This is a genomic window from Kitasatospora sp. NPDC038210, from assembly GCF_055600605.1.
Genome location: NZ_JBVJYK010000001.1, coordinates 167,001 through 188,081 on the forward strand (window position 1 = coordinate 167,001; position 21,081 = coordinate 188,081).

Genomic DNA, 21,081 nt, shown 5'->3' on the forward strand with positions numbered 1-21,081 from the left:
ATCCGGGAGGGCTCAGCCGATCCAGACCGTGGTGACGTTGCAGAACTCCCGGATCCCGTGCCCGGACAGCTCCCGTCCGAAGCCCGAGCGCTTGACGCCGCCGAACGGCAGGGCCGGGTGGGAGGCCGTCATCCCGTTGAAGAACACCCCGCCGGCCTGGATGTCGCGGACGAAGCGCTCCTGTTCGGCCCCGTCCGTGGTCCAGACGTTGGCGCTGAGGCCGAACGGGGTGTCGTTGGCGACGGCGACCGCCTCGTCCAGGTCGGCCACCCGGTAGACGGTGGCGACCGGGCCGAAGGTCTCCTCCTGGTGGATCCGCATCGCCGGGGTGATGCCGGTCAGCACCGTCGGCTCGTAGAACCAGCCGGTGTCCCAGCCCTCCGGGCGCCCGCCGCCGCACTCCACCCGGGCGCCGTGGGTCCGGGCGTCCTCGACCAGTTCCTCCAGGTCGTCCCGGCCCTGGCGGCTGGCCAGCGGGCCGACGTCGGTGGCCTCGTCCATCGGGTCGCCGACCTTCAGCGCGCGCATCGCCGCGCTGAAGCCGGCGGTGAAGCGGTCGTACACCTCGGTGTGCACGATGAAGCGCTTGGCGGCGATGCAGGACTGGCCGTTGTTCTGCACCCGGGCGCGGACGGCGGTCCGCACCGCGGCGTCCACGTCGGCGCTCGGCAGGACGACGTACGGGTCGCTGCCGCCCAGCTCCAGCACGGCCTTCTTGACCTCGTCCGCCGCGGCGGACGCGACGGCGCGCCCGGCCGGCTCGCTGCCGGTGAGGGTGACCGCGGCGACCCTCCGGTCCCGGACCACGCCCTCGACCGCGCCCGAGCCGATCAGCAGCGTCTGGAAGCAGCCCTCGGGGAAACCGGCGCGCCGGAACAGCTCCTCGATCGCCACCGCCGTGCGCGGCACGTTGGACGCGTGCTTGAGCAGGCCCACGTTGCCCGCCATCAGGGCCGGCGCGGCGAACCGGATGACCTGCCAGAACGGGAAGTTCCACGGCATCACGGCCAGCACCGGGCCGATCGGGCGGTAGCGGACGTAGGCGCGGGCGGCGCCGGCGTCGGCGACGTCGGCCGGGGCCGGGTGCTCGTCGGCCAGCAGTGCCTCGGCGTTGTCCGCGTACCAGTGCATCGCCTTCGCGCACTTGGCGGCCTCGGCCCGGGCGGCGGCGAGCGGCTTGCCCATCTCCTCGGTCATGGTGCGGGCGACCGCCTCCTGGTCCTGGTCCAGCAGGTCGGCGGCGCGGTGCATCAGCTCGGCGCGGGCGGCGAACGGGGTGGTGCGGTAGGCGTGGAAGGCGGCCTCGGCGAGGGCCAGCCGACGTTCGATGCCGGCCGCGTCGAGCGGTTCGAAGGTCTCCAGGGTCTCGCCGGTCGCGGGGTTGACGCTGGCGATGGGCATGCGGGGCTCCCATGGGGTCAAGGGTCCGGTGCGTCTGCCCTCCCACCCTCCCCGACAGCCCGGCCCGGGGCACGCCACCGCACGCCCGGCGTGTCCTGCCGGGCGGTCCGGGCCGGCCCCGTCACTCCGGCAGCGACTCCACCCGGGCCGCGGCCTCCCGGGCCCGCGCGCCGGCCCTGGTCCGCCCGGCGGTCACCTGCCGGTCGGGGAACCGGTGCAGGTACTCGGCCTCCAGCTGGCCGGTGCGCAGCGTGTGCCGCTTCAGCGCTTCCTCCGAGCCGTACAGGAAGGTCTCGTGGCGCGTGCGGTGCAGCTGTTCCAGCTCGTGCAGGAGCGTGTCGTTGCCCAGAGCGTGCGGGGAGATGCCCTCGGGCCGGATGTGCGTGGCGTCGGCGTGCCGCATCTCGGTGCCTCCTCGGCGGAAGTCCCCTCCTACGGGGTGCCCGGTGGCCGCCGCCGGTACACGCGTTCGATCGGCTTGCCGTCCGGGCCCGGGCCGGCCGGTCCAACAAGGGAAATTGTAAAATGGATGTCGTACAAGAGGTCTTGTGGATATCCTCCCGGCATGACCGACACCACGGACGAACCACGCGGCGCCCGGGCGATCTCCGACTCCCGGGTGCTCGCCGCCCTCACCCACCCGCTGCGCCGCCGCCTGCTCGACCTGCTCAAGGTGGACGGCCCGGCCACGGTCGGGAAACTGGCCGGGCGCACCGAGCAGGCGGTCGGCAACGTCAGCCACCACCTCAAGGTGCTCGCCGAGAGCGGGCTGATCGAGGAGGCGTCCGAGCTCGCCCGGGACCGGCGCGAGCGCTGGTGGCGGCTCGTCGACCGTGAACTCAGCTGGACCAGGGCCGACTTCGACGGGGACCCGGTCACCGAGGCGGTCGCCGACGCGGCCGGCTCGATCCTCCTGGAACGCCAGGTCGAGCTGGTCCGCGAATGGTCGGCGCGGCGCGGCGGCTACCCGGCCGAATGGCGCGACGGCTGCTCGGTGGCCACCCAGAGCTGGCTGCGGCTCACCCCGGAAGAGGCCCGGGACCTCGCGGCGGACCTGCACGCGGTGATCCAGAAGTGGGCGGACCGCCCGGTGCCCGAGGACGGCCGCGAGCGGCAGACCGTGCTCGCGTTCGCCCACAGCGTCCCGGCCAAGCCGTGAGCGCGGTCGCCGCCCCGCCGGAGCCCGCCGAAGTCCGGTCCCGCTGGGGGCTGTTCGCCCAGCGCGACTTCCGGCTGCTCTGGGCGGGCGAGACCGTCAGCCGGCTGGGCAGCAACATCACCTCCGTCGCGCTGCCGCTGGTCGCGGTGCTGGTGCTGGACGCCGGGCCGCTCGCGGCGGGCGTGCTGACCGCCGCCGTCTGGCTGCCCTGGCTGGTGCTCGGCCTGCCGGCCGGGGTCTGGGTCGGCCGGCTGCCCCGTCGGGCCGTGATGATCGCCTGCAACCTGGGCTCCGCCGCGCTGTTCGCGAGCGTTCCGGTGGCCGGCTGTTTCGGGGTGCTCACCCTGGCGCAGCTGCTGGTGGTCGCCCTGCTCACCGGGGTCTCCTCGGTGTTCTTCGAGGCGGCCTTCGAGGCGTACCTGCCCGAGCTGGTGGCCCCCGAGCACCTGATCGAGGGCAACGCGAAGCTTCAGGGCAGCGCCTCGGCCGCCGCCGTCGCCGGGCGCGGCCTGGCAGGCCTGACCGTCCAGGTGCTCGGTGCGACGACCGGGCTGCTCGCCGACGCCGTCAGCTTCCTGGTCGCGACCGTGACCCTGCTGCGGATCCGGACCGAGCCCCGCCCGGTCGCCACCGAACCCGGACCGGACGGGCTGCTGCAGCAGGCCCGGGAGGGCCTCGCCTTCCTGCTGCGCGACCCCTACCTGCGCTCCTTCACGCTGTACGGCGCGGCCGCCAACTTCGCGCTCACCGGCTACCAGTCGATCACCGCGCTGTTCCTGATCCGTGCGGCCGGGGTCGCCCCGGGCTGGGTCGGCGGGCTCGCCTCGGCCGGCGCGGTCGGCGGAGTGTTCGGCGCGCTGGCCGCCCGGCCGCTGTGCCGGCGCCTCGGCACCGCCCGCGCGGTGCGGATCGTGCTGCTCGCGCTGTCGCCCTTCGGCATGCTGATGGCCCTGGCCGGGCCCGGCCCCGGCATGGTGCTCTACCTGGTGGGAGCGCTCGTCGTGGTCACCGGGGTGGTGTTCTGCAACGTCGTGCTCAACAGCTTCCGGCAGTCCTACCTGCCGCCCGCGCTGCTCAGCCGGGTGGCCGCCACCTCGATGTGCGCCAACCACGCGACCATCCCGCTCGGTGCCCTGGCCGGAGGCGCACTGGGTGCGGAGATCGGGCTGCGGGCCACCATGTGGGTGATGACCGGCCTGCTGGCGCTGTGCGCGGTGCTGCCGCTGCTGTCGCCGCTGCGCACCGTCCGGGACTTGCCCGGCGGAGCGGCAGAACCGGTGCGCTGATCCCCAAGATCGTAGGATGAATCCTTGCCGTACCTTCGGGTTCCCCGCTACTGCTCGGACAGATCGCTGATGCCCCTTCCCAAGGCCGAACTCCACCTGCACATCGAAGGCACTCTGGAGCCAGAGCTCGCCTTCGAGCTCGCCGCCCGCAACGGCGTCGACCTGCCGTACGCCGACACCGAGGAGCTGCGCACCGCGTACTCCTTCAGCGACCTGCAGTCCTTCCTGGACCTGTACTACGCGCTGATGGCCGTGCTGCGCACCGAGGACGACTTCGCCGACCTGGCCGACGCCTACCTGGCACGGGCCGCCGAGCAGGGCGTCCGGCACGCGGAGATCTTCTTCGACCCGCAGGCGCACACCGCGCGCGGGGTGCCGCTCGGCGTGGTGGTGGACGGTCTGGCCCTGGCGCTGTCGCGCAGCGAGGAGCGGTACGGGATCAGCACCCAGCTGATCATGTGCTTCCTGCGGGACGAGTCCGCCGACTCCGCGCTGGACACCTTCGAGGCCGCCCGCCCGTACTTCGACCGGATCGCGGGCATCGGCCTGGACTCGGCCGAGGTCGGCAACCCGCCGGCGAAGTTCCGCGAGGTGTACCGCCGGGCCGCCGAGGCCGGACTGCGGCGCGTCGCCCACGCGGGCGAGGAGGGCCCGGCCTCGTACATCACCGAGGCCCTGGACGTCCTCGGCGTCGAGCGGATCGACCACGGGCTGCGCTGCCTGGAGGACGGCGAACTGGTCGCCCGCCTGGTCCGCGAGCAGATCCCGCTGACCCTCTGCCCGCTCTCCAACGTCCGCCTGCGCTGCATCGACACGCTCGCCGACCACCCGCTGCGCGAGATGCTGGATGCCGGCCTGCTGGTCACCGTCAACTCCGACGACCCGGCGTACTTCGGCGGCTACGTCGAGGACAACTTCCGCGCCGTCCGCGAGGCCCTCGGCCTGGACCAGGAGACCCTGCGCCACCTGGCCGCCAACTCCTTCCACGCCTCCTTCCTCGACGACCGGCGGCGCGCCGAACTCCTCGCGGAGGTCGAGGACTTCACGTTCGGCCCGACGGAGGGCTGACAGCCGGATCGGCCGAAGCACCCACCCGGACGGGCCGGCCCGGGCGCGGCGTTCACCGAGCTCACGGGGCTGCCGGCGTAGCGCCGCGCTCCCGGGCGTAGTGCAGCAGGGTGACGCCGTTGGTGAAGCGGTGGGTGTCCTTCAGGGCGAGCGGGGTGGGGTGGTCGGTCGGGCGGAAGAACAGGGTGCCGCGGCCCAGGACGACGGGGTGGACGTAGAGGCGGAACTCGTCGATCAGGTCCTGGGCCAGGAAGGACTCGGCCAGGTTGGCGCCGCTGAGGCAGAGGTCGCCGCCCGGGCCGGCGGTGAGGGCGGCGATCGACTCGGGGGTCACCTCGCGGACGATCGTGGTGTTCCAGTCGGCGTGGTCGAGGGTGCGGGAGAAGACGACCTTCGGCATCGCGCGCCAGATGCCCGCGAACTCGACCATCGGCCCGTCGGCGGCCGGGTCCTGGTCGGCGGTCGGCCAGTACGAGGCCATCAGCTCGTGCGTCACCCGGCCGGACAGGAAAGCACCCATCCGGGCGAGTTCGCGGTTGAAGTGGGTGTGCACCTCGTCGTCCACGAAGTGCCAGTCGAGGTCGTGGTCCGGGCCCTCGAAGTAGCCGTCGACCGAGACCGAGACGAAGAGGACGATCCTGCGTCGCATGGCGCCCCCACGGGGAGGAGTGGCCCGCCGCCCGCCCCGCCCGTCCCGCCGCGGGCGGGAACGGGAGGACGGCGGACGGGAGCGGGGATCAGATCAGGGTGCTCCAGTAGTACCAGAACCGGTTGAGGACCAGCAGCGCGATCACCGCGTACCAGAGCGCCGGGACGGCCCAGTGGTAGCGGGCCGCCTCGCGGACGACCACCCGCAGACGCGGGCCGACCGGGATCACGCCCGAGCGCAGGTTGTGCAGCGTGGTGTACCAGAACAGCGGGATCACCGCGGCCCACACCACCATGCAGTACGGGCAGAGCGCGCCGATCCGGTAGAGCGCCTGGTACATCAGCCAGGTCACGAAGCCGATCCCGAAGACCGTCCCGGCCTGCAGGCCGAGCCAGAACCAGCGCCGGTACGTCGCCCCCGCGAGCAGCCCGGCGCCGACCGCGACCACGACCCCGAAGGCCACCAGCCCGATCAGCGAGTTGGGGAAGCCGAAGGCCTCGGCCTGCTCGCTGCGCATGATCGAGCCGCAGCTGATGATCGGATTGATGTTGCAGTTGGGGACGTACGACGGGTCCTTCAGCAGCCGGATCTTGTCCAGGGTGAGGACCGCGGAGGCGAACAGGCCGACCGCGCCGCCGATCAGCAGCAGCCAGGCGAACGGGCGGCCGGCGCCGTACGTCGTCCGGGCGGCGGGAGCGGCGGCCGTGGTGGCGGGGGCGGTCACCCGGTCACCTGCTTGACCATCGCGGTGAACTGCTCGGGGGAGACGGCCTTGCCGTTGGTGAGGACGTCCAGCTTCCGGCCGTCCAGCTTGACGGTCGGGGTGCCGGTGACGTCGCTCTTGTTGAACTCTTCGTTGACCTTCCCCGCCCACGGAGCGTAGGTGCCGTCCTGGACGGCCTTCACGAAGGCGTCGGTCTTCAGACCGGGCACCTGGCCGGCCAGGTCCAGCAGGTGGTTGACGTCGCCGAAGGCGTCGCTGCGCTCGTCCGGCTGGTTGGCGTACAGCACGTCGTGGAACTGCTTGAACTTGTCCACGCCCTCGTTCAGCGCGGCCCCGGCGGCGGCCAGCGCGGTGCGCGAGCCCTTGCCGCCGAGGTTGTTGTCCAGGAACGTCGCCAGGTGGTACTCGACCTTGTACGTGCCGTCGTCGGCGAGCTGCTGGATGGTCTTGCCGGCGGTGGTCTCCAGCTGCTCGCAGTACGGGCAGCGGAAGTCCTCGTAGATCTCCAGGGTGTGCGGGGCGTCGGCCTTGCCGTAGGTGATCACCGTGCCGCCGTCGCCGGTCGTGTTGGCCGGGACGACCAGCGGCCCGTTGGCGGCGGCGTTCGAACCCGAGCCGGAGGAGCCGCCGACGGCGAAGGCCACGCCCGCCGCGAGGGCGAGCACGGCGGCGGAGGCGGCGCCGACCACCACCCGGCGGCGGACGCGGTCGGAGCGCTCGGCCTGGGCACGGGCGGTGCGCATGCGCTCGGTGGCGGAGGTCTTCTCGTCGGTCTTGCGGCTGTTGCTCATGGGGTGTCGTCCTGTGCTCTCGGGCGTGCGGAGGTGCGGGCGCGGCCGGTCGCGGCCTGCGCGGGGAGAGACGGCCGGGTGAGCGGGGGGCGCGCCGGTCGAGCGGGGGCTCGGGCGGGCGAAGGGCCCGCAGCGGGCGGGAGGCCCGGGTCGGGCGAACGGGCTCAGACGGCCAGGGCGAACACCGGCGGACCGCGCCGGACGGCCGGACGGACGACGACGTCCTCGGCGGGGACCAGCGTGCGGCTGGCCGGGGGGAACGGCACCCGCGCCACCGGACGGGCCGGAACGGGCGCGGAGAGCAGCAGCAGCCAGCGGGCGGCGGCCGGCAGGTGCCGGTGCAGGAACTCGCCCAGCATCCGGACCGTCCGGGCGAGGCCCGCCAGCGCGGCGTCCGCGCGGCGCAGCCAGTAGGCGCCGGCCAGCGCGATCACCGTGTGCAGCAGCAGGAGCAGGAGCACCCCGGTCTGCTGGGAGACGCCGTGGCCGAGCAGGAAGCCCCCCAGCGAACCGCCGCCGCACAGCAGCGGCTGCAGGCCGTGCCGCCCGGAGCCGGGCGGCAGGGAGGGACAGGTGGTCTGGGCGACGTCGAACAGTGCGCCGGCGCCCAGCTGCAGCGGCAGGAACACCGCGGCCACCGCCGGGTAGCCGCGCTCGCGGCCGGCCAGGGCGAGGGCCACCGCGAAGACGGCGACCGAGGCGAGGAGCAAGGGGCCGACCGGCAGCGCGCGGCCGGTGACGAGCACCTGGCCGAGCCCGGCGAGCAGCACGACCAGCGCGGCGAAGACCGCCGCGCGGAGCGTCCTGGTGACCGGGCCGATGTCCATGGGACCCGAGTCTGCCACAGGTCGACAGCGGAACGGCCGGGTCGGCCGGCTCCTGTGAAGAGCCTCACCACCCTTGCTGAGCTGGGCTTATGTGCTTCTTATGACTCCTGCGGAGGGTCATCGACGGCGCTCATCCGGTCCTCGACCAGCTCCCGGAAGTGCTGCAGGTCCTCGCGGACCGTCCGCTCGATCGCCCCGGCCTGGGCGAAGCCGCGCGGTCCGCCGAACGCCCGGTGCACCGCCTCCGGGTCGTACTCCACCCGGATCTGGACCCGGGTGTGCCGGGCGTCGAGCGGCAGCAGGGCGAACGCGCCGCGGAGCCGGACCGGCTCCAGCGTCCGCCAGGCCATCACCCGGCCCCGGCCGCGGTCGGTGATCTCGGTGTCGACCGAGTGCTCGGCCCCGCCGACCTCCACCCCGAGGTGGGCGAGGTTGCGTCCGTGCGGATGGGCGCTGCGGACGCCGTCGACGAACCGCGGGTACTCGTGCACCCGGTGCAGCTGCTCCCAGGCGGCGAGCACGGGGGCGGCGATGTCGATCTGTTCCTCAAGGGTGCTCATGGTGGCGGGGCACCTCCCTCCGTTCCAGCCTGCGCTTCGGGGTGGGGGCGGGCAATGGGTGGGGGAAAGGGGCGGGAGGTCGGCGGCGGAGGGGCGGGTGCGGACCGGCGGTCCGGGCGCGCGGCGGGCGGTGGGGTGCGGGAGACTGGGCGCATGCCGGAGCTGCCCGAGGTCGAGGCGCTGACCGCCTTCCTGTCCGAGCGGCTGACCGGGCGGGTGATCGCCCGGGTGCAGCCGGTGGCGATCAGCGCGCTGAAGACGTACGACCCGCCGGTGACGGCGTTGGAGGGGCGGACGGTCGGCCCGGTGTCCCGGCACGGCAAGTTCCTGGACGTCGAGGCCGGCGGGCTGCACCTGGTGGTCCACCTGGCCCGGGCCGGCTGGCTGCGCTGGAAGGACAGCCTGCCCGCCGAGCCGCCGCGGCCGAGCCCGAAGAACCCGTTGGCGCTACGGCTGCGCCTGGAGGGCGAGGCCGGGGACGGCTTCGACCTCACCGAGGCCGGCACGAAGAAGGGCCTCGCGGTCTACGTGGTGAAGGACCCGGCCGAGGTGCCGGGCGTGGCCAGGCTCGGTCCGGACCCGTTGGATCCGGACTTCACCCTGGACGCCTTCGCCGCACTGCTGCGGGCCGACCGGCGCCGGATCAAGGGCGTGCTGCGGGACCAGACCGTGCTGGCGGGGGTGGGCAACGCCTACTCGGACGAGGTGCTGCACGCGGCGCGGATGTCGCCGTACAAACTGGCGTCCGGCCTGGACGAGGAGGAGACGGCACGGCTGTACGAGGCGCTCGGCGGCACGCTGCGCGAGGCGGTGGAGCGCTCGCACGGGCTGGCGGCGGGGGAGCTGAAGGCGGAGAAGAAGCTGGGTCTGCGGGTGCACGGCCGGACCGGCCTGCCCTGCCCGGTCTGCGGGGACACCGTGCGTGAGGTGTCCTTCGCGGACTCCTCGCTGCAGTACTGCCCGACCTGCCAGACCGGGGGCAAGCCGCTGGCGGACCGGCGGATGTCGCGGCTGCTCAAGTGAGCCCGGCCGGGGCGGGACGGCACGGGGTGGGCCGATCGGGGTGGGCCGGACGGCCGGGCGGGACGGCACGGGGCCGTCCCGCCCGCCGCCGGTTCAGCGCTTGATGGCGACTCCGCCCCAGTAGTACGCGGCCTTCGGGTCGGCCGGCGGCTCGCCGTCGGGTCGCCAGCCCAGGACCGGGGCGACGCCCGGCTCCACCAGCTCCCAGCCGTCGAAGAAGCGGACCACGTCGTCGTAGGTGCGCGGCACCAGGGTCATCCCGCCGGCCCGGGCGGCCTCGGCGACCTTGCCGACGGCCTCCGGGTCGAAGTCCTGGGTGGGGGTGGTGAGGGCGAGGCAGCTGCCGACGGGCAGGGCGTCGCGCAGGGCGGCGACCCGGCCCCACGGGTCGTCCTCGTCGGCGATCAGCATCAGTACGGCGATCATCAGCAGGCCGACCGGCTTGTCGAGGTCCAGGGTGGAGGTGAGCGCCGCGTCGGCGAACAGCTCCTCGGGCTTGCGCAGGTCGGCGTGGATGTAGGTGGTGCGGCTGGCCGGGCTGGAGACCATCAGGGCGCGGGCGTGGGCGAGCACGATCGGGTCGTTGTCGACGTAGACCACCCGGGTGCCGGGGCTGACGGACTCGGCGATCTCGTGGGTGTTGGGCGAGGTGGGGATGCCGGTGCCGAGGTCGAGGAACTGGCGGATGCCGTGTTCCTGCGCCAGGTGGCGGACGGCCCGGCCCTGGAAGGCCCGGTTGGCCTTGGCCATCTCCTTGACGCTCGGCACGGCCTCCTCGATGGCCTGCCCCATGGCGCGGTCCGGCGGGAAGTTGGTCTTGCCGCCCAGCCAGTAGTCGTAAACGCGGGCCGAGTGCGGAGTGGTGGTGTCGACGCCGAAACGTTCCCACTGGCTCGGCTCGGCGGCGTCGTCCTGCGGACCCTGCTGGGGGAAGTCCTGACTTGTCGTCATGGCCACGTCCTCTGATGGCAGATCATCACAGTGGAGAAGGCCCAGCGTAGCGGTCCGGCCGGGAGGCCGGGCGCCCGGCCGGGAAGACCGGCGGGGGAGCCCGGGGGATCGGGGACGGGGCGGGGCGCGCCCGGTCGCCGTTGGGCCGTGCGAGTGGTGATCGGGTCCGTAGGAGTTGCCTCCGGGGAGCGACGGCGCCACCCGGGGGATGCATTCAGAATGCTGTCAGATCGTCAGATTACTTCGCGAAGATTGCTGCTGGTCGCGGCCGGGATGTCCCTGCTGGGGACGGCCGCCGGCTGCCGGGCCCCCTGGAGCAGCGAGGAGGTCGCGGCCGAGGCGGGGGTGGACGAGACCGCCCTGCCGGTGATGCCGGCCGGGTCCGCCGGGGCGCCCGGCGCTGCCGCGGCCGCCTCGGCCCCGGCGGCGCCCTCGGCCGCGGCCTCCGCCTCCCCCTCGGTCGCCGCCGCGCCGGGCGTGGTGCCGGTGCGCAAGGCGCTCACCGAGGCCGAGACCAAGCCGGTGTACGAGCTGGACGCGGCGCGGAAGGTGGTGGCGCTCACCATCGACGACGGGCCGGATCCCCGGCACACGCCCACCGTGCTGGCGCTGCTCCAGCAGTACGGGATCCGGGCGACCTTCTTCCTGATCGGTGAGAACGCGACCGAGCACCCGGCGCTGGTGCGGGAGATCTCCGACCACGGCCACCACATCGCCAACCACACCTGGACCCACCCGGACCTGCGGAGCCTGTCCGCCTCCAAGGTGCGGGACGAGCTGGTGCGCACCTCCGACCTGCTGCACACGGCCACCGGCCGGCAGCCCACCTGGTTCCGGGCGCCGGGCGGGGACTGGTCCACGGAGTCGCTCAAGGTGGCCGCAGACCTCGGGATGCGGAACATGGCCTGGTCGGTGGATCCGCGGGACTGGTCCCGCCCGGGCACCTCGGCGATCATCGACACCGTCCTCAAGGACGTCCGGCCGGGGTCGATCGTGCTCAACCACGACGGCGGCGGCGACCGCTCGCAGACGTTGGCGGCGCTGAAGGCGTACCTGCCGGTGCTCGTGGACTCGGGGTACTTCTTCACGGCTCCGCCGAACTGAGGACACTCCCATGGGCAGCGGGTAGCGGCTATTCCCTCTAAACCACTCGAATGGGTGGATTGGAAGAACCGTTTCTGCGGATTTTGGGCCTCTAGGGTGATCTCGCACCAATTAACCGGGTACCGCCGTGTACCACCTGAAAGGCCCTCACCCATGCGTCTCCGCAACACCGTTCTCGCCGTCGCCAGCGCCGTCGCCCTCGTCTGCGCCGTCCCCACCTCGGCCAACGCCGCCGTCGGCGACTTCCTCTACAAGGTCGGCCCCGGGGTCCCGGCCGGGCTCGCCGACCCGCAGAGCGGCGAGTGCATCAACCTGTTCGGCGCCACCGAAGCCGACCCGGCCTTCGCGCCGGACAACCTCACCACTTCGACGGCGACGGTGTTCCTCGACTTCGACTGCGGCGGTGACACCTTCTACGTGATGAACCCCGGCAAGCGGCTCGGGGACCGGCTGAAGCTGCGCTCGGTCGTCTTCTCCTGAGGCCGGTCCCGAGGCCGACGACGCGGACGACCTGCGGGGCGGCCCTGATGACCGGTTGTGACCGGTCGTCGGGGCCGCCCTTCTGTTGGGGCGGTCGCGGCGCCGGCGTAGCGTGAGGACGGGAGGGTTTCGCTGGTCCCGCCGACGGAGGAGGAACGATGTCCGTACGGGAACTGGACGCGGAGAAGCAGGAGGCCTTCGCCGGGCGCGTGGTGGACGTCCTGAACGACGCCTGTCTGGGGCTGATGACCAGCCTCGGACACCAGACCGGGCTCTTCGACGTGATGGCGGGCCTCGCCCCGTCCACCAGCGAGGAGGTCGCGCGGGCGGCCGGGATGAACGAGCGCTACGTCCGCGAATGGCTGGGCGGCATGGTCGTCGCCGGCTTCGTCGAGTACGACCCGGAGCCGCGCACCTACGCGCTGCCGCCCGAGCACGCGGCCTCGCTGACCCGGGCGGCCGGGCCGGACAACCTGGCGGCCATGATGCCGTTCCTGGCGATGATGGGCGAGGTCGAGCAGGAGCTGCTCGGCCACTTCCGCAGCGGCGGCGGGATGCCGTACTCGGCCTACCCGCGCTTCCAGCAGCTCCAGGCCGAGGAGAGCGCCCGGGTGTACGACCTGGCGCTGGTGGACGCGATCGTGCCGCTGGTGCCCGGACTGGCCGAGCGGCTGCGGGCCGGGATCGACGTGCTGGACGTCGGCACCGGGGAAGGACGCGCCGTCACGGTGCTGGCGAAGGCCTTTCCGGCCAGCCGGGTGACCGGGATCGACATCGCCGAGAACGGCATCGCCGCCGCCCGCGCCTCGGCGGCCGAACTCGGGCTGGACAACGCCCGGTTCGAGATGGCGGACTCGGCCGCGATCGGCGGATCGTACGACCTTGTCACGGCGTTCGACGTGATCCACGACCTCGCCCGGCCGACCCGCACGCTCGCCGCCATCGCCGGTGCGCTGCGGCCCGACGGGGTCTTCCTGATGGGCGATGTCGCCGCCAGTAGCAGGCTGGAGGAGAACGTCGAGCACCCGCTGGCCCCCGCGCTCTACACGTTCTCGACCTTCTACTGCATGACGGTCTCGCTCGGCGAGGGCGGGGAGGGGCTCGGGACGGTGTGGGGCGAGCAGACCGCCCGGCGGATGCTGGCCGAGGCCGGCTTCGGGTCGGTCGAGGTGGAACGGGTCGAGGGGGACATCCTGAACCTGTACTACGTGGCCCGGCCGGACGGCGCGGCGAAGGGCTGAGCGGCGGGGTGCGGGTCCCCGGTGCCGGGGTGCGGGGGTGTGGGCGTGCGGGGGTGCGGGCGTGCAGGGGTCGGGCCTTCGCCTCTCGGGAGAGGCCCGGCCGGGGCGGCGGCCGGCAGGGGTGGCCGGGGCCGGGCGGTCGGCGTACGTTCGAACTGTCCGGTCCGGTCGCCGGTGCCCGACGCGCGCGGCGGAGCGCGCGTTCACGGCGACGCGGCACGCCCACGGCAGGCAAGGAGGGCCCGGGATGACCGGCAACGGTTACGCACACCCCGAGGCACTGGTCCACACCGAGTGGCTGGCCCACCACCTGGACGACGGGACGATCCGGGTCGTCGAGGTGGACGAGGACACCACCGCGTACGACCGGGACCACATCCCCGGCGCGGTCTGCTGGAACTGGACCACCGACCTGCACAGCAAGGTCGGCCGCGACTACGCCGACCGCGACGGCGTCCAGCACCTGCTGCGGGCCGCCGGGGTCGAGGACGACACCACCGTGGTGCTGTACGGCGGCAACAACAACTGGTTCGCCGCGTACGCCTACTGGCTGCTGCGGCTGCGCGGCTTCGGGCCGGTGCGGCTGCTGGACGGCGGGCGCAAGAAGTGGGAGCTGGAGGGCCGCGAGCTGACCCGCGAGGTGATGGACTACCAGCACACCGGCTACCGGCTGACCGGGCCCGAGCGGCCGGAGCTGCGGGCGCTGCGGGACGAGGTGCTGGCCAAGGCCGAGGTGTTCGCCAAGCCCGGGGCGGACGCCGTCCTGGTGGACGTCCGCTCGCCGGCCGAGTTCCGCGGCGAGCTGATCGCGCCGCCGCACCTGCCGCAGGAGCAGGCGCAGGTGCCGGGGCACATCCCGGGCGCGATCAACATCCCCTGGTCGCAGGCGGCCAACGACGACGGCTCGTTCCGGTCGGCGGAGGAGCTGCGCGCGCTGTACGCGGGCAAGGGCGTGGAGACGGAGCGCGAGGTGATCGCGTACTGCCGGATCGGGGAGCGGTCCGCGCACACCTGGTTCGCGCTCACCGAGCTGCTCGGGTACCCGCACGTGAAGAACTACGACGGCTCCTGGACGGAGTACGGCTCGCTGGTGCGGGCGCCGGTGACGCTCGGGGCCTGAGCGGCGGGTGACGGCCAGCGGGGCGGGCGGGGCGGGGGCCGGTGCGGGTGGGGGGTACCGGCGGGGGTGAGGGTGCCGGTGGGGTGAGGTGACGGCGTCGCGGCATTGCTGCGACGGTGTCATTTCGGCGCGTTTCTTTTCATGAACATCTCACGATCCGGGAGTGGGGCGGGGACTGCCGGGACATGGATCGATCCGACCCATCGTTCGATCCCATCGTTCCGGTGATCCCTGGAGGACCACGTGCGCAAGAGGCTGATCGTCTCTGCTGCCAGCGCCCTGAGCCTGTTCCTGGCCGTCCCCGCCTCGGCATCCGACTTCCAACCCGGCGCGGCCGGGGCGGGCGACCCCTACTACCCGACCTACGGCAACGGCGGATACCGCGTCTCGCACTACGACATCCGGCTGAAGTACCAGCCCGCCACCGACGAACTCGAAGGCACCACCACCATCCTGGCCACCGCCACCCAGGACCTCTCCCGGTTCAACCTCGACTTCGCGCTGAACGTCTCCGAGGTCCGGGTCAACGGGCGGCCCGCGGCCTTCACCACCAGCGGCGAGCAGGAGGTGGAGGTCACCCCCGCCCGGCCGCTCGCCAAGGGCAGCCAGGCCACCGTGGTGGTCCGCTACAAGGGCGTGCCGTCCACCGTGAAGAAGTACGGCTTCACCGCCTGGCTGCGCACCCCGGACGGCGCGGTGGCGGCCGGCGAGCCGGAATCGGCCTGGTGGTGGTTCCCGAGCAACGACCACCCGAGCGACAAGGCCACCTTCGACGTCTCCGTGCTGGTGCCCGACGGCAACCAGGTGATCAGCAACGGCACCCTGACCGGCACCTCCTCCTCGGCGGGGTGGACCCGCTACAGCTGGCGCGAGACCAAGCCCCAGGCGACGTATCTGGCCACCCTCGCGGTCGGCAAGTTCGACGTCACGACCGACACCACGCCGAGCGGGCTGCCGGTCTACAACGCGTACAGCAAGGACCTCGGTGACAACGCGGACGCGGCCAGGGCGAGCGTGGAGCGCACCGGCGAGCTGGTCGACTGGCTGAGCGGCTACTTCGGCGACTACCCGTTCAGCTCGGTCGGCGGCTACGTCCCCAACGTCCCGACAGGCTTCGCGCTGGAGACCCAGACCCGGGTCTTCTACAGCCCCCGGCAGTTCGCGCGCGGCGCCAACACCTCGGTGGTCGTCCACGAGCTGGCCCACCAGTGGTACGGCGACAGCGTCTCGCTCTCGCGCTGGAGCGACATCTGGCTGAACGAGGGCTTCGCCCGGTACTCGCAGTTCCTCTGGTCCGAGCACGAGAACGAGGGCACCGCGCAGGAGCTCGCCGACTACGTGTACGCCTCGCACCCGGCCGACGACCCGTTCTGGAAGGTCAAGCCGGGCGACCCGGGCCCCGACGACCAGTTCTCCGGCGCCGTGTACGACCGGGGCGCGGTGGCCATCCAGGCGCTGCGCAACGCCGTCGGGGACGAGAAGTTCTTCCGGATCCTCAAGGGCTGGCCCACCGAGCGCCGCTACGGCAACGCCACCATCCCGGAGTTCCAGGCGTACGCGGAGAAGATCTCCGGGACGGATCTCGGCGACCTCTTCCGGACCTGGCTGTTCACCGCCGCGAAGCCCGCGACCGGGCCCGTTCCGCCGGCCGCCGCGGCCGCCTCGCTGGCGCCGGCCGCGGGCAGGGCGGACGGGCAGCTGCCGGCGGAGCCGAAGTCCTGGAAGAAGATCCAGGAGACCAACTCCCTGCACGACGCCGGGCACTGACGCCCTGCACTGACGCCCTGCGCTGACGCCGGGCACTGGCGCCGGGCACTGGCGTCCTGCACTGGTGCCCGGCACCGACGCCCGACCGTGCGACGGAACGGGGCGAGGTGAGGTGACGTGAGGTGACGGGCGTGGCCCGGGCGGCCGTTCGCACGTGAACGGGCGGCCGGGCTACGCCGCTCCGGAGCCGTCCGCCGCCAGCAGCTCGGTGAGGCGGCGGACGGCGAAGGGTATGAGCTCCCGGACCGGGACCAGCCGGCAGGGCGCCGCGCCGACCAGCACCTCGCGGATGCCCGCCCGCTCCTCGAACTCCCGCCCCACGACCGGGAAGTGGGTGTCGTTGTCGTCCCCCACGTCCGGCGCCTCGATCCAGACCCGCTCGCCCTGGATCGCCATCGGGAAGCGGCGGAGCTTGAGCCGGCGGTTGGGCGCGAACGTCTCGGCGTAGTGCAGGAAGGTGTTGCGGTTGTGCCCGACACCCACCAGCAGCACATGGCCGCCGAGGTCGTGCAGCGCGCCGAACGGCGACTCCCGGCCGACGGCGAAGCCCAGCGAGCGGCGGGCGGTGACCTCGCGGGCGTGCGCCCCGACGGCGGCGACCGAGACCTGCGGGTGCGTGCTGCGCAGGCTCTCCGGCAGGGCGCGCAGGGCCTCCGCCACCGCGCCCGTGCCGGAGGGGAGACCGGGCCGGAACAGCGGGACGGCGGCGCGCAGTTCGGCCGTCGCGGCGGTGGGCGCCCCGGTGTGTCCGGGCACCGGGTCACAGACCGTCCCGGTGGTGAAGGTGGGCGCCGCGACCGTGCCGGACGGCCCGACCGCCTCGCGCAGGGCCGCCACCACGGCCGCCGCGCCGCCCTCGACCCGGCCGAGGCTGGAGAGCGAGGAGTGCACGATCAGCGCCATGCCCTCGCGGACGCCCACCCGGCGCCAGCCCTCCACGAGGTCGGCGGTGGTGAGCGGGGTGGTGCCCGGTGTGGTCATGGTGCCCCCTGGTGAAGCCGGAGTCGGTGCTGGTCGCGGTGCCGATCGGTGTGGCGTGGTGCGGAGACTGCTGCGGACCGGGTGCGGCCCGGTGTGGCGTGGTGCGGCGCCCGGAGCGAACGCCGGTGCGCGGACGGTGTCGTGGTGGTGCGATCGTTCGGGGTCGACCATAACCGGTGCCACTGACAACCGGTCAGGACGGGGGTGTTCTGCGTCAGTCCACCGAGGGGATGCGGCGTTCGAGCAGGCGACGTCGCGCCGGCGGCGGCGGGAGACGGCGGCCCAGCCGAGGACCATGGCGGCGATGAGCGGGGCGGGCCCGGGGCAGGGGCGGTGGCGGGGCCCGTGGCGGGGGTCAGCGGCGGTCCGCCTCGGCGAGGGCCCGGGCCTCCTGCTCGGGGGTGAAGCCGTGGCCGAGCGGCGGTTCGCCGCGGTCGCGGTCCCAGGCGAGCACGTCGGCGACGGTGACGGCGAGCGGGGTCGCGGGCAGCCCGGCCGCGCGGGCCCGGGCCGGGTCGCGCTGCTGTCCGGGCCAGAGCGGCTCGGCCCGGACCAGCGGGAAGAACGGCCGGGGAGCGGTCTCCGGTGGCACCGGGACGACGTCCACCCCGGTGCCCGCGACCTCGGCGCAGGTGGCGACCAGCCCGCCCAGGGTGGTCGGTTGGGCCGGGCCCACGGCGTGGAAGGCGCCCGGCCGGTCGTCCTGGAGCAGCCGGAGCACCAGCCGGGCGAGGTCGCGCACGTCGACCAGCTGGACCGGCTGCTCCGGGCGGCCGGGCAGCGCGATCCGCCCGCCGCGCGCCGCCCGGCGCGCCCAGTAGGTGAGTCCGCGGTGCTCGTCGTGCGGCCCGGCCACCTTGCCGGGCCGCACGACGGTCGCCCGGTCGCCGTAGCGGGCGGTGACGTGCTCCTCGCAGGCGACCTTGAGCCGGCCGTAGGTCTCCTGGGTGAGGTGCTCGGCGTCGAGCAGCGGCGGCCGGAGCGGCGCCGACTCGTCCGAGCCGGGGGCGAGGCCGTCACCCCGGTACACCGCGTGGCTGGAGACGAAGAGGTAGCGGCCGACCCGGTCGCCGAGGGCGTCCACGGCCTGGTCGACCTGGCGCGGGCGGTAGCCGCTGACGTCCACCACGGCGTCCCACCGGCCGTCGCGCAGGGCGTCGAGGTCACCGGTGTCGCGGTCGCCGGTCAGGTGGCGGGCAGCGGGGAAGAGACCGGGGTTGGTCCGGCCGCGGTTGAACAGGGTGACGTCGACGCCGCTGCGCAGGGCGTCGTCGGCGATCGCGCGACCGACGAAGGAGGTGCCACCGAGGACGAGGATCCGCATGGCGCCAGGCTAGGGCTTGGTGCCGGCAGGAATGCGGGTGCGGACGGTCGGCGGGGCGGGTCGGTCAGCGGGTTCGGTCGGTGAGCCGGGGGTAGTCGGTGAGGCCGGTGGCGGTCTGGCCGTAGAGGTGGGTGTGGTCGACGGGGGTGAGCGGGGCGTGGGCGGCGAAACGTTCCGGCAGGTCGGGGTTGGCGATGAACGCGCGGCCGTAGGAGACCAGGTCGGCGAGTCCGGCGGCGAGTACCGCCTCGCCGCGCTCGCGGTCGGTGGCGGCGCGGTTCTCGCCGACGTTGCCGATCAGCGGGCCGGACCAGCGGGGGCGCAGGTCGGCCAGGGCCGGGTAGTCGTCGTTGTCGGTGAGGTGGAGGTAGGCCAGGCCGAGGCCGTCGAGTGCGGTGAGCAGCGCCCGGTAGACCGGCGCCGGATCGGCCTCGTGCATGCCGAACTGCGGGTTGCCGGGGGACAGTCGCAGACCGAGGCGGTCGGGACCGATGGCGTCGGCGACGGCGGTGACCAGTTCGACCGGGAAGCGCAGGCGGTCCGCGAGCGTGCGGGGCCCGTACTCGTCGGTGCGCAGGTTGGTGTTGTCGGCCAGGAACTGGTGGATCAGGTAGGAGTTGGCGCCGTGCAGTTCGACGGCGTCGAAGCCGGCGGCGAGCGCGTTGCGGGCGGCGTCGACGTGGTCGGTGACCGCCTGGCGGATCTCCGCGCGGGTCATCTCGCGCGGTGTGACGGCCTCGGCCTTGCCGCCGCCCTTGACGTGCACCGGGCCCGGCGCCATCACGGCGGAGGGGCCGGCCGGCAGGTCGCCCAGCAGCCGGTTGAGCGGGTGGCCCTGGCGGCCGCCGTGCATCAGCTGCGCGACGATCCGCCCGCCGGCCGCGTGCACGGCCTCGGTGACGGCACGCCAGCCGGTCACGTGCGCGGGCGTCTCCAGACCCGGCAGGTGCCAGCCGGACTGGCCGCGGCTGCTGGGCCAGATGCCCTCGGTGACGATCAGGCCGGCGCTCGCGCGCTGGGCGTAGTACTCGGCGACGACGGGCAGCGGCGTACCGTCCTCGGCTGCCCGGTACCGCGTCATCGGGGCCATGACGAGGCGGTTGGGGAGGTCGAGCGAGCCGAGGCGGTACGGGCTGAGCAGGGATTCCGTGGTGGTGGTCATGCCGGAACCGTAGAACCTGACACCGGTGTCAGGTTCAAGCGCCGGCGGCCTCCCCGGTGCTCGGCGGGGTGGTCGGCGGATCGGTCGGCGGGGCCGTGGTCGTCGCGGCCACCGTGACGGCCTCGGTGAGGACGGACTCTTCCATGCCGCGGAGGAACCGCTCCATCGCGGAGCGCGGGATGACCGCCGGGTCCGCCGTCATGGCGAGGCTGAGTGCCTCGGGGGACTGCAGGGCGTCCAGGGCGTAGGTCAGGCCGGGGCGCGGCTCGAACTCCACCGGCCAGGTGAGGGTGGTCCGGTCGCGGCCGGGGTCGGGTGCCGCGGGCAGCAGCTCGCGGGTGTCGTTGAACACGCAGGAGCGGTCGGCGAGTTCGACGCCCTCGGCGGTGAGCCGGTCGACCTCCGCGGCCAGGGCGAGCTTGTCGAAGTAGGCGTGGCGGTAGGTGCCGATCGCGGCCGCGTGGGTGCGGCGCACCACCTCGCCGAACTCGCCCGTGGTGTCGGGGAGATGGAACAGTCCGTCGCCCGCGACCACGCCGACCGCGTTGGCCAGCCCGGGCAGGAAGCGGTTGTTGACGACCACGTTCAGCACGACCTCCGTCCGGCCGGCGAGTTCGGCGGTCATCGTGGCGGCCGCGGCGAGCAGTACGGAGGACGTGCTCACCCGGTGGGCCGCGGCCACCTGCTCGACCGCCCGGGCCAGGGCGGGGGAGCGGAGCACCGCGTTCGGGAAGCGGGCGGGGGCGTCGGCGGCGGGGGTTCCGCCGGTCGGCGGGAACAGCCGGGGCGGGCCCAGGCGCAGCTTGCGGACGAACTGCTTGCGGGCCGCCGTGTCCCGTCGGACTCCGCGTTCCGAGAGCTGGAACTCGGCTTCCTGCAGCGGCTGTCGGGCCGGTTCGCGCAGCCCTGCCAGCTGCTCGGGCGAGTGGCCGAGGCTGAGTGCGGTGAGGTCCGCGACCAGCCGGCTCATCCCGGAGCCGTCCACCGCCGTGTGGGAGAGCACCAGGCTGATGTGCCGGGCCAGGCCGTCCGCCACGACCACGCCGACCCGGATCGGCCACCGGGTGGCGGTGTCGAAGGGGCGGGCGGCAAGTTCCTCGTGCAGGCGGGCGCCGAGGTCCTCCGGGCCCTCGGCCGGGGTGGCGGACCGCACCTCGACCTCCAATGTGCCTTCGGGGTCGAGGACTTGGCGCAGTCGGCCGTCCCCGTCCGGGAGCAGTCGGGTGTGCAGCGAGTCGTGCAGGTGCAGCAGCTGTTCCAGTGCGCCCAGGACGACGGGAAGCGGCAGCCCCGGGTCCAGTGGCGCGGCGGTGGTGATGTTGTAGCGCGGCGCGTCCGCCGGGGCGAGCCGGCGTACGGCGTCCCAGATGGCGTGTTGGCCCCAGGTGGCGGGTCCGGACCCGGCCCGTCCGGACGAGAAGGCGATCTCCAGCGGTTGACGTGTGCTCACCGTGTGCTCTCCG

At 73.7% G+C, this 21,081-nt stretch carries 21 protein-coding genes; 9 read left to right on the forward strand and 12 right to left on the reverse strand.

The window, feature by feature from the left end:
- Nucleotides 1–12: 12 nt before the first annotated feature.
- Together ACZ7KX_RS00725 and ACZ7KX_RS00730 are read right to left on the reverse strand one after the other, a co-directional pair.
- Nucleotides 13–1,401 (reverse strand): NADP-dependent succinic semialdehyde dehydrogenase, encoded by a 1,389-nt coding sequence (locus ACZ7KX_RS00725; RefSeq protein ID WP_470324567.1) that lies wholly within the window; start codon nt 1,399–1,401, stop codon nt 13–15.
- A 121-nt stretch (nt 1,402–1,522) separates the two neighbouring features.
- Nucleotides 1,523–1,804 carry a DUF6158 family protein gene (locus ACZ7KX_RS00730; RefSeq protein ID WP_350526760.1) on the reverse strand — a complete coding sequence of 94 codons (282 nt, stop codon included), beginning with the start codon at nt 1,802–1,804 and terminating at the stop codon, nt 1,523–1,525.
- Nucleotides 1,805–1,966: 162 nt separating this feature from the next.
- On the opposite strand from ACZ7KX_RS00730, the gene ACZ7KX_RS00735 reads away from it, so the two are divergent.
- The 3 genes from ACZ7KX_RS00735 to ACZ7KX_RS00745 all read left to right on the forward strand — a co-directional run bounded on the left by ACZ7KX_RS00735 (nt 1,967) and on the right by ACZ7KX_RS00745 (nt 4,914).
- Complete coding sequence (locus ACZ7KX_RS00735) at nt 1,967–2,560, forward strand: ArsR/SmtB family transcription factor (RefSeq protein WP_470324568.1); 594 nt, start codon at nt 1,967–1,969, stop codon at nt 2,558–2,560.
- Entirely contained in the window at nt 2,557–3,846 is a 1,290-nt protein-coding gene (locus ACZ7KX_RS00740) for an MFS transporter (protein ID WP_470324569.1), read from the forward strand. The genes ACZ7KX_RS00735 and ACZ7KX_RS00740 overlap by 4 nt, the downstream gene beginning before the upstream one ends.
- A 69-nt stretch (nt 3,847–3,915) precedes the next feature.
- Nucleotides 3,916–4,914: an adenosine deaminase gene (locus tag ACZ7KX_RS00745; RefSeq protein WP_470324570.1), complete on the forward strand. Its 999-nt coding sequence runs from the start codon at nt 3,916–3,918 to the stop codon at nt 4,912–4,914.
- Between the two features lie 61 nt (nt 4,915–4,975).
- Here the strand turns inward: ACZ7KX_RS00745 and ACZ7KX_RS00750 are convergent, their stop codons facing one another.
- The 5 genes from ACZ7KX_RS00750 to ACZ7KX_RS00770 all read right to left on the reverse strand — a co-directional run bounded on the left by ACZ7KX_RS00750 (nt 4,976) and on the right by ACZ7KX_RS00770 (nt 8,465).
- Entirely contained in the window at nt 4,976–5,563 is a 588-nt protein-coding gene (locus ACZ7KX_RS00750; protein WP_470324571.1) for a dihydrofolate reductase family protein, read from the reverse strand.
- 88 nt (nt 5,564–5,651) lie between these two features.
- Nucleotides 5,652–6,287, reverse strand: a complete 636-nt coding sequence (locus tag ACZ7KX_RS00755; protein WP_470324572.1) for a vitamin K epoxide reductase family protein — start codon at nt 6,285–6,287, stop codon at nt 5,652–5,654.
- The gene (locus ACZ7KX_RS00760; protein WP_470324573.1) at nt 6,284–7,078 is read right to left on the reverse strand and encodes a DsbA family protein; all 795 of its coding nucleotides are present in this window, start codon (nt 7,076–7,078) and stop codon (nt 6,284–6,286) included. Before ACZ7KX_RS00760 ends, ACZ7KX_RS00755 begins: the two co-directional genes overlap by 4 nt.
- Before the next feature lie 164 nt (nt 7,079–7,242).
- On the reverse strand, nt 7,243–7,905 hold the full coding sequence (locus tag ACZ7KX_RS00765; RefSeq protein WP_470324574.1) for a hypothetical protein: 663 nt from the start codon (nt 7,903–7,905) through the stop codon (nt 7,243–7,245).
- A gap of 98 nt (nt 7,906–8,003) precedes the next feature.
- Complete coding sequence (locus tag ACZ7KX_RS00770; RefSeq protein ID WP_470324575.1) at nt 8,004–8,465, reverse strand: SRPBCC family protein; 462 nt, start codon at nt 8,463–8,465, stop codon at nt 8,004–8,006.
- A 153-nt stretch (nt 8,466–8,618) separates the two neighbouring features.
- Here ACZ7KX_RS00770 and ACZ7KX_RS00775 point away from each other — a divergent pair, with 153 nt between their 5' ends.
- Nucleotides 8,619–9,488 carry an Fpg/Nei family DNA glycosylase gene (locus tag ACZ7KX_RS00775; RefSeq protein ID WP_470324576.1) on the forward strand — a complete coding sequence of 290 codons (870 nt, stop codon included), beginning with the start codon at nt 8,619–8,621 and terminating at the stop codon, nt 9,486–9,488.
- Between the two features lie 93 nt (nt 9,489–9,581).
- Here ACZ7KX_RS00775 and ACZ7KX_RS00780 read toward each other — a convergent pair whose 3' ends face one another.
- On the reverse strand, nt 9,582–10,439 hold the full coding sequence (locus ACZ7KX_RS00780) for an SAM-dependent methyltransferase (RefSeq protein WP_470324577.1): 858 nt from the start codon (nt 10,437–10,439) through the stop codon (nt 9,582–9,584).
- 219 nt (nt 10,440–10,658) lie between these two features.
- Between ACZ7KX_RS00780 and ACZ7KX_RS00785 the strand changes: the two genes are divergently transcribed.
- From ACZ7KX_RS00785 to ACZ7KX_RS00805, 5 genes are all read left to right on the forward strand, one after another.
- Nucleotides 10,659–11,543 (forward strand): polysaccharide deacetylase family protein, encoded by an 885-nt coding sequence (locus tag ACZ7KX_RS00785; protein WP_470324578.1) that lies wholly within the window; start codon nt 10,659–10,661, stop codon nt 11,541–11,543.
- Nucleotides 11,544–11,696: 153 nt separating this feature from the next.
- Entirely contained in the window at nt 11,697–12,023 is a 327-nt protein-coding gene (locus ACZ7KX_RS00790) for a hypothetical protein (protein ID WP_470324579.1), read from the forward strand.
- 158 nt (nt 12,024–12,181) lie between these two features.
- On the forward strand, nt 12,182–13,264 hold the full coding sequence (locus ACZ7KX_RS00795; RefSeq protein ID WP_470324580.1) for a methyltransferase domain-containing protein: 1,083 nt from the start codon (nt 12,182–12,184) through the stop codon (nt 13,262–13,264).
- Nucleotides 13,265–13,511: 247 nt separating this feature from the next.
- Nucleotides 13,512–14,384, forward strand: a complete 873-nt coding sequence (locus ACZ7KX_RS00800; RefSeq protein WP_470324581.1) for a sulfurtransferase — start codon at nt 13,512–13,514, stop codon at nt 14,382–14,384.
- Between the two features lie 243 nt (nt 14,385–14,627).
- Nucleotides 14,628–16,151 carry a M1 family metallopeptidase gene (locus ACZ7KX_RS00805; protein ID WP_470324582.1) on the forward strand — a complete coding sequence of 508 codons (1,524 nt, stop codon included), beginning with the start codon at nt 14,628–14,630 and terminating at the stop codon, nt 16,149–16,151.
- A 171-nt stretch (nt 16,152–16,322) separates the two neighbouring features.
- Here ACZ7KX_RS00805 and ACZ7KX_RS00810 read toward each other — a convergent pair whose 3' ends face one another.
- The 4 genes from ACZ7KX_RS00810 to ACZ7KX_RS00825 all read right to left on the reverse strand — a co-directional run bounded on the left by ACZ7KX_RS00810 (nt 16,323) and on the right by ACZ7KX_RS00825 (nt 21,068).
- Complete coding sequence (locus ACZ7KX_RS00810) at nt 16,323–17,132, reverse strand: AAC(3) family N-acetyltransferase (protein WP_470324583.1); 810 nt, start codon at nt 17,130–17,132, stop codon at nt 16,323–16,325.
- Nucleotides 17,133–17,487: 355 nt separating this feature from the next.
- A complete protein-coding gene (locus tag ACZ7KX_RS00815; RefSeq protein WP_470324584.1) occupies nt 17,488–18,456 on the reverse strand; it encodes an NAD-dependent epimerase/dehydratase family protein in 969 nt (322 codons plus the stop codon).
- 64 nt (nt 18,457–18,520) lie between these two features.
- The gene (locus ACZ7KX_RS00820; protein ID WP_470324585.1) at nt 18,521–19,618 is read right to left on the reverse strand and encodes an alkene reductase; all 1,098 of its coding nucleotides are present in this window, start codon (nt 19,616–19,618) and stop codon (nt 18,521–18,523) included.
- Between the two features lie 34 nt (nt 19,619–19,652).
- A complete protein-coding gene (locus tag ACZ7KX_RS00825; RefSeq protein WP_470324586.1) occupies nt 19,653–21,068 on the reverse strand; it encodes a condensation domain-containing protein in 1,416 nt (471 codons plus the stop codon).
- Between the last annotated feature and the right edge of the window lie 13 nt (nt 21,069–21,081).

Bases quoted from the DNA above. Each gene is read 5' to 3' on its own strand.
- ACZ7KX_RS00725 (WP_470324567.1), bottom strand. From the start codon at position 1,401: ATGCCCATCGCCAGCGTCAACCCCGCGACCGGCGAGACCCTGGAGACC.
- ACZ7KX_RS00730 (WP_350526760.1), bottom strand. From the start codon at position 1,804: ATGCGGCACGCCGACGCCACGCACATCCGGCCCGAGGGCATCTCCCCG.
- ACZ7KX_RS00735 (WP_470324568.1), top strand. From the start codon at position 1,967: ATGACCGACACCACGGACGAACCACGCGGCGCCCGGGCGATCTCCGAC.
- ACZ7KX_RS00745 (WP_470324570.1), top strand. From the start codon at position 3,916: ATGCCCCTTCCCAAGGCCGAACTCCACCTGCACATCGAAGGCACTCTG.
- ACZ7KX_RS00750 (WP_470324571.1), bottom strand. From the start codon at position 5,563: ATGCGACGCAGGATCGTCCTCTTCGTCTCGGTCTCGGTCGACGGCTAC.
- ACZ7KX_RS00760 (WP_470324573.1), bottom strand. From the start codon at position 7,078: ATGAGCAACAGCCGCAAGACCGACGAGAAGACCTCCGCCACCGAGCGC.
- ACZ7KX_RS00765 (WP_470324574.1), bottom strand. From the start codon at position 7,905: ATGGACATCGGCCCGGTCACCAGGACGCTCCGCGCGGCGGTCTTCGCC.
- ACZ7KX_RS00770 (WP_470324575.1), bottom strand. From the start codon at position 8,465: ATGAGCACCCTTGAGGAACAGATCGACATCGCCGCCCCCGTGCTCGCC.
- ACZ7KX_RS00775 (WP_470324576.1), top strand. From the start codon at position 8,619: ATGCCGGAGCTGCCCGAGGTCGAGGCGCTGACCGCCTTCCTGTCCGAG.
- ACZ7KX_RS00780 (WP_470324577.1), bottom strand. From the start codon at position 10,439: ATGACGACAAGTCAGGACTTCCCCCAGCAGGGTCCGCAGGACGACGCC.
- ACZ7KX_RS00785 (WP_470324578.1), top strand. From the start codon at position 10,659: ATGCTGTCAGATCGTCAGATTACTTCGCGAAGATTGCTGCTGGTCGCG.
- ACZ7KX_RS00790 (WP_470324579.1), top strand. From the start codon at position 11,697: ATGCGTCTCCGCAACACCGTTCTCGCCGTCGCCAGCGCCGTCGCCCTC.
- ACZ7KX_RS00795 (WP_470324580.1), top strand. From the start codon at position 12,182: ATGTCCGTACGGGAACTGGACGCGGAGAAGCAGGAGGCCTTCGCCGGG.
- ACZ7KX_RS00800 (WP_470324581.1), top strand. From the start codon at position 13,512: ATGACCGGCAACGGTTACGCACACCCCGAGGCACTGGTCCACACCGAG.
- ACZ7KX_RS00810 (WP_470324583.1), bottom strand. From the start codon at position 17,132: ATGACCACACCGGGCACCACCCCGCTCACCACCGCCGACCTCGTGGAG.
- ACZ7KX_RS00815 (WP_470324584.1), bottom strand. From the start codon at position 18,456: ATGCGGATCCTCGTCCTCGGTGGCACCTCCTTCGTCGGTCGCGCGATC.
- ACZ7KX_RS00820 (WP_470324585.1), bottom strand. From the start codon at position 19,618: ATGACCACCACCACGGAATCCCTGCTCAGCCCGTACCGCCTCGGCTCG.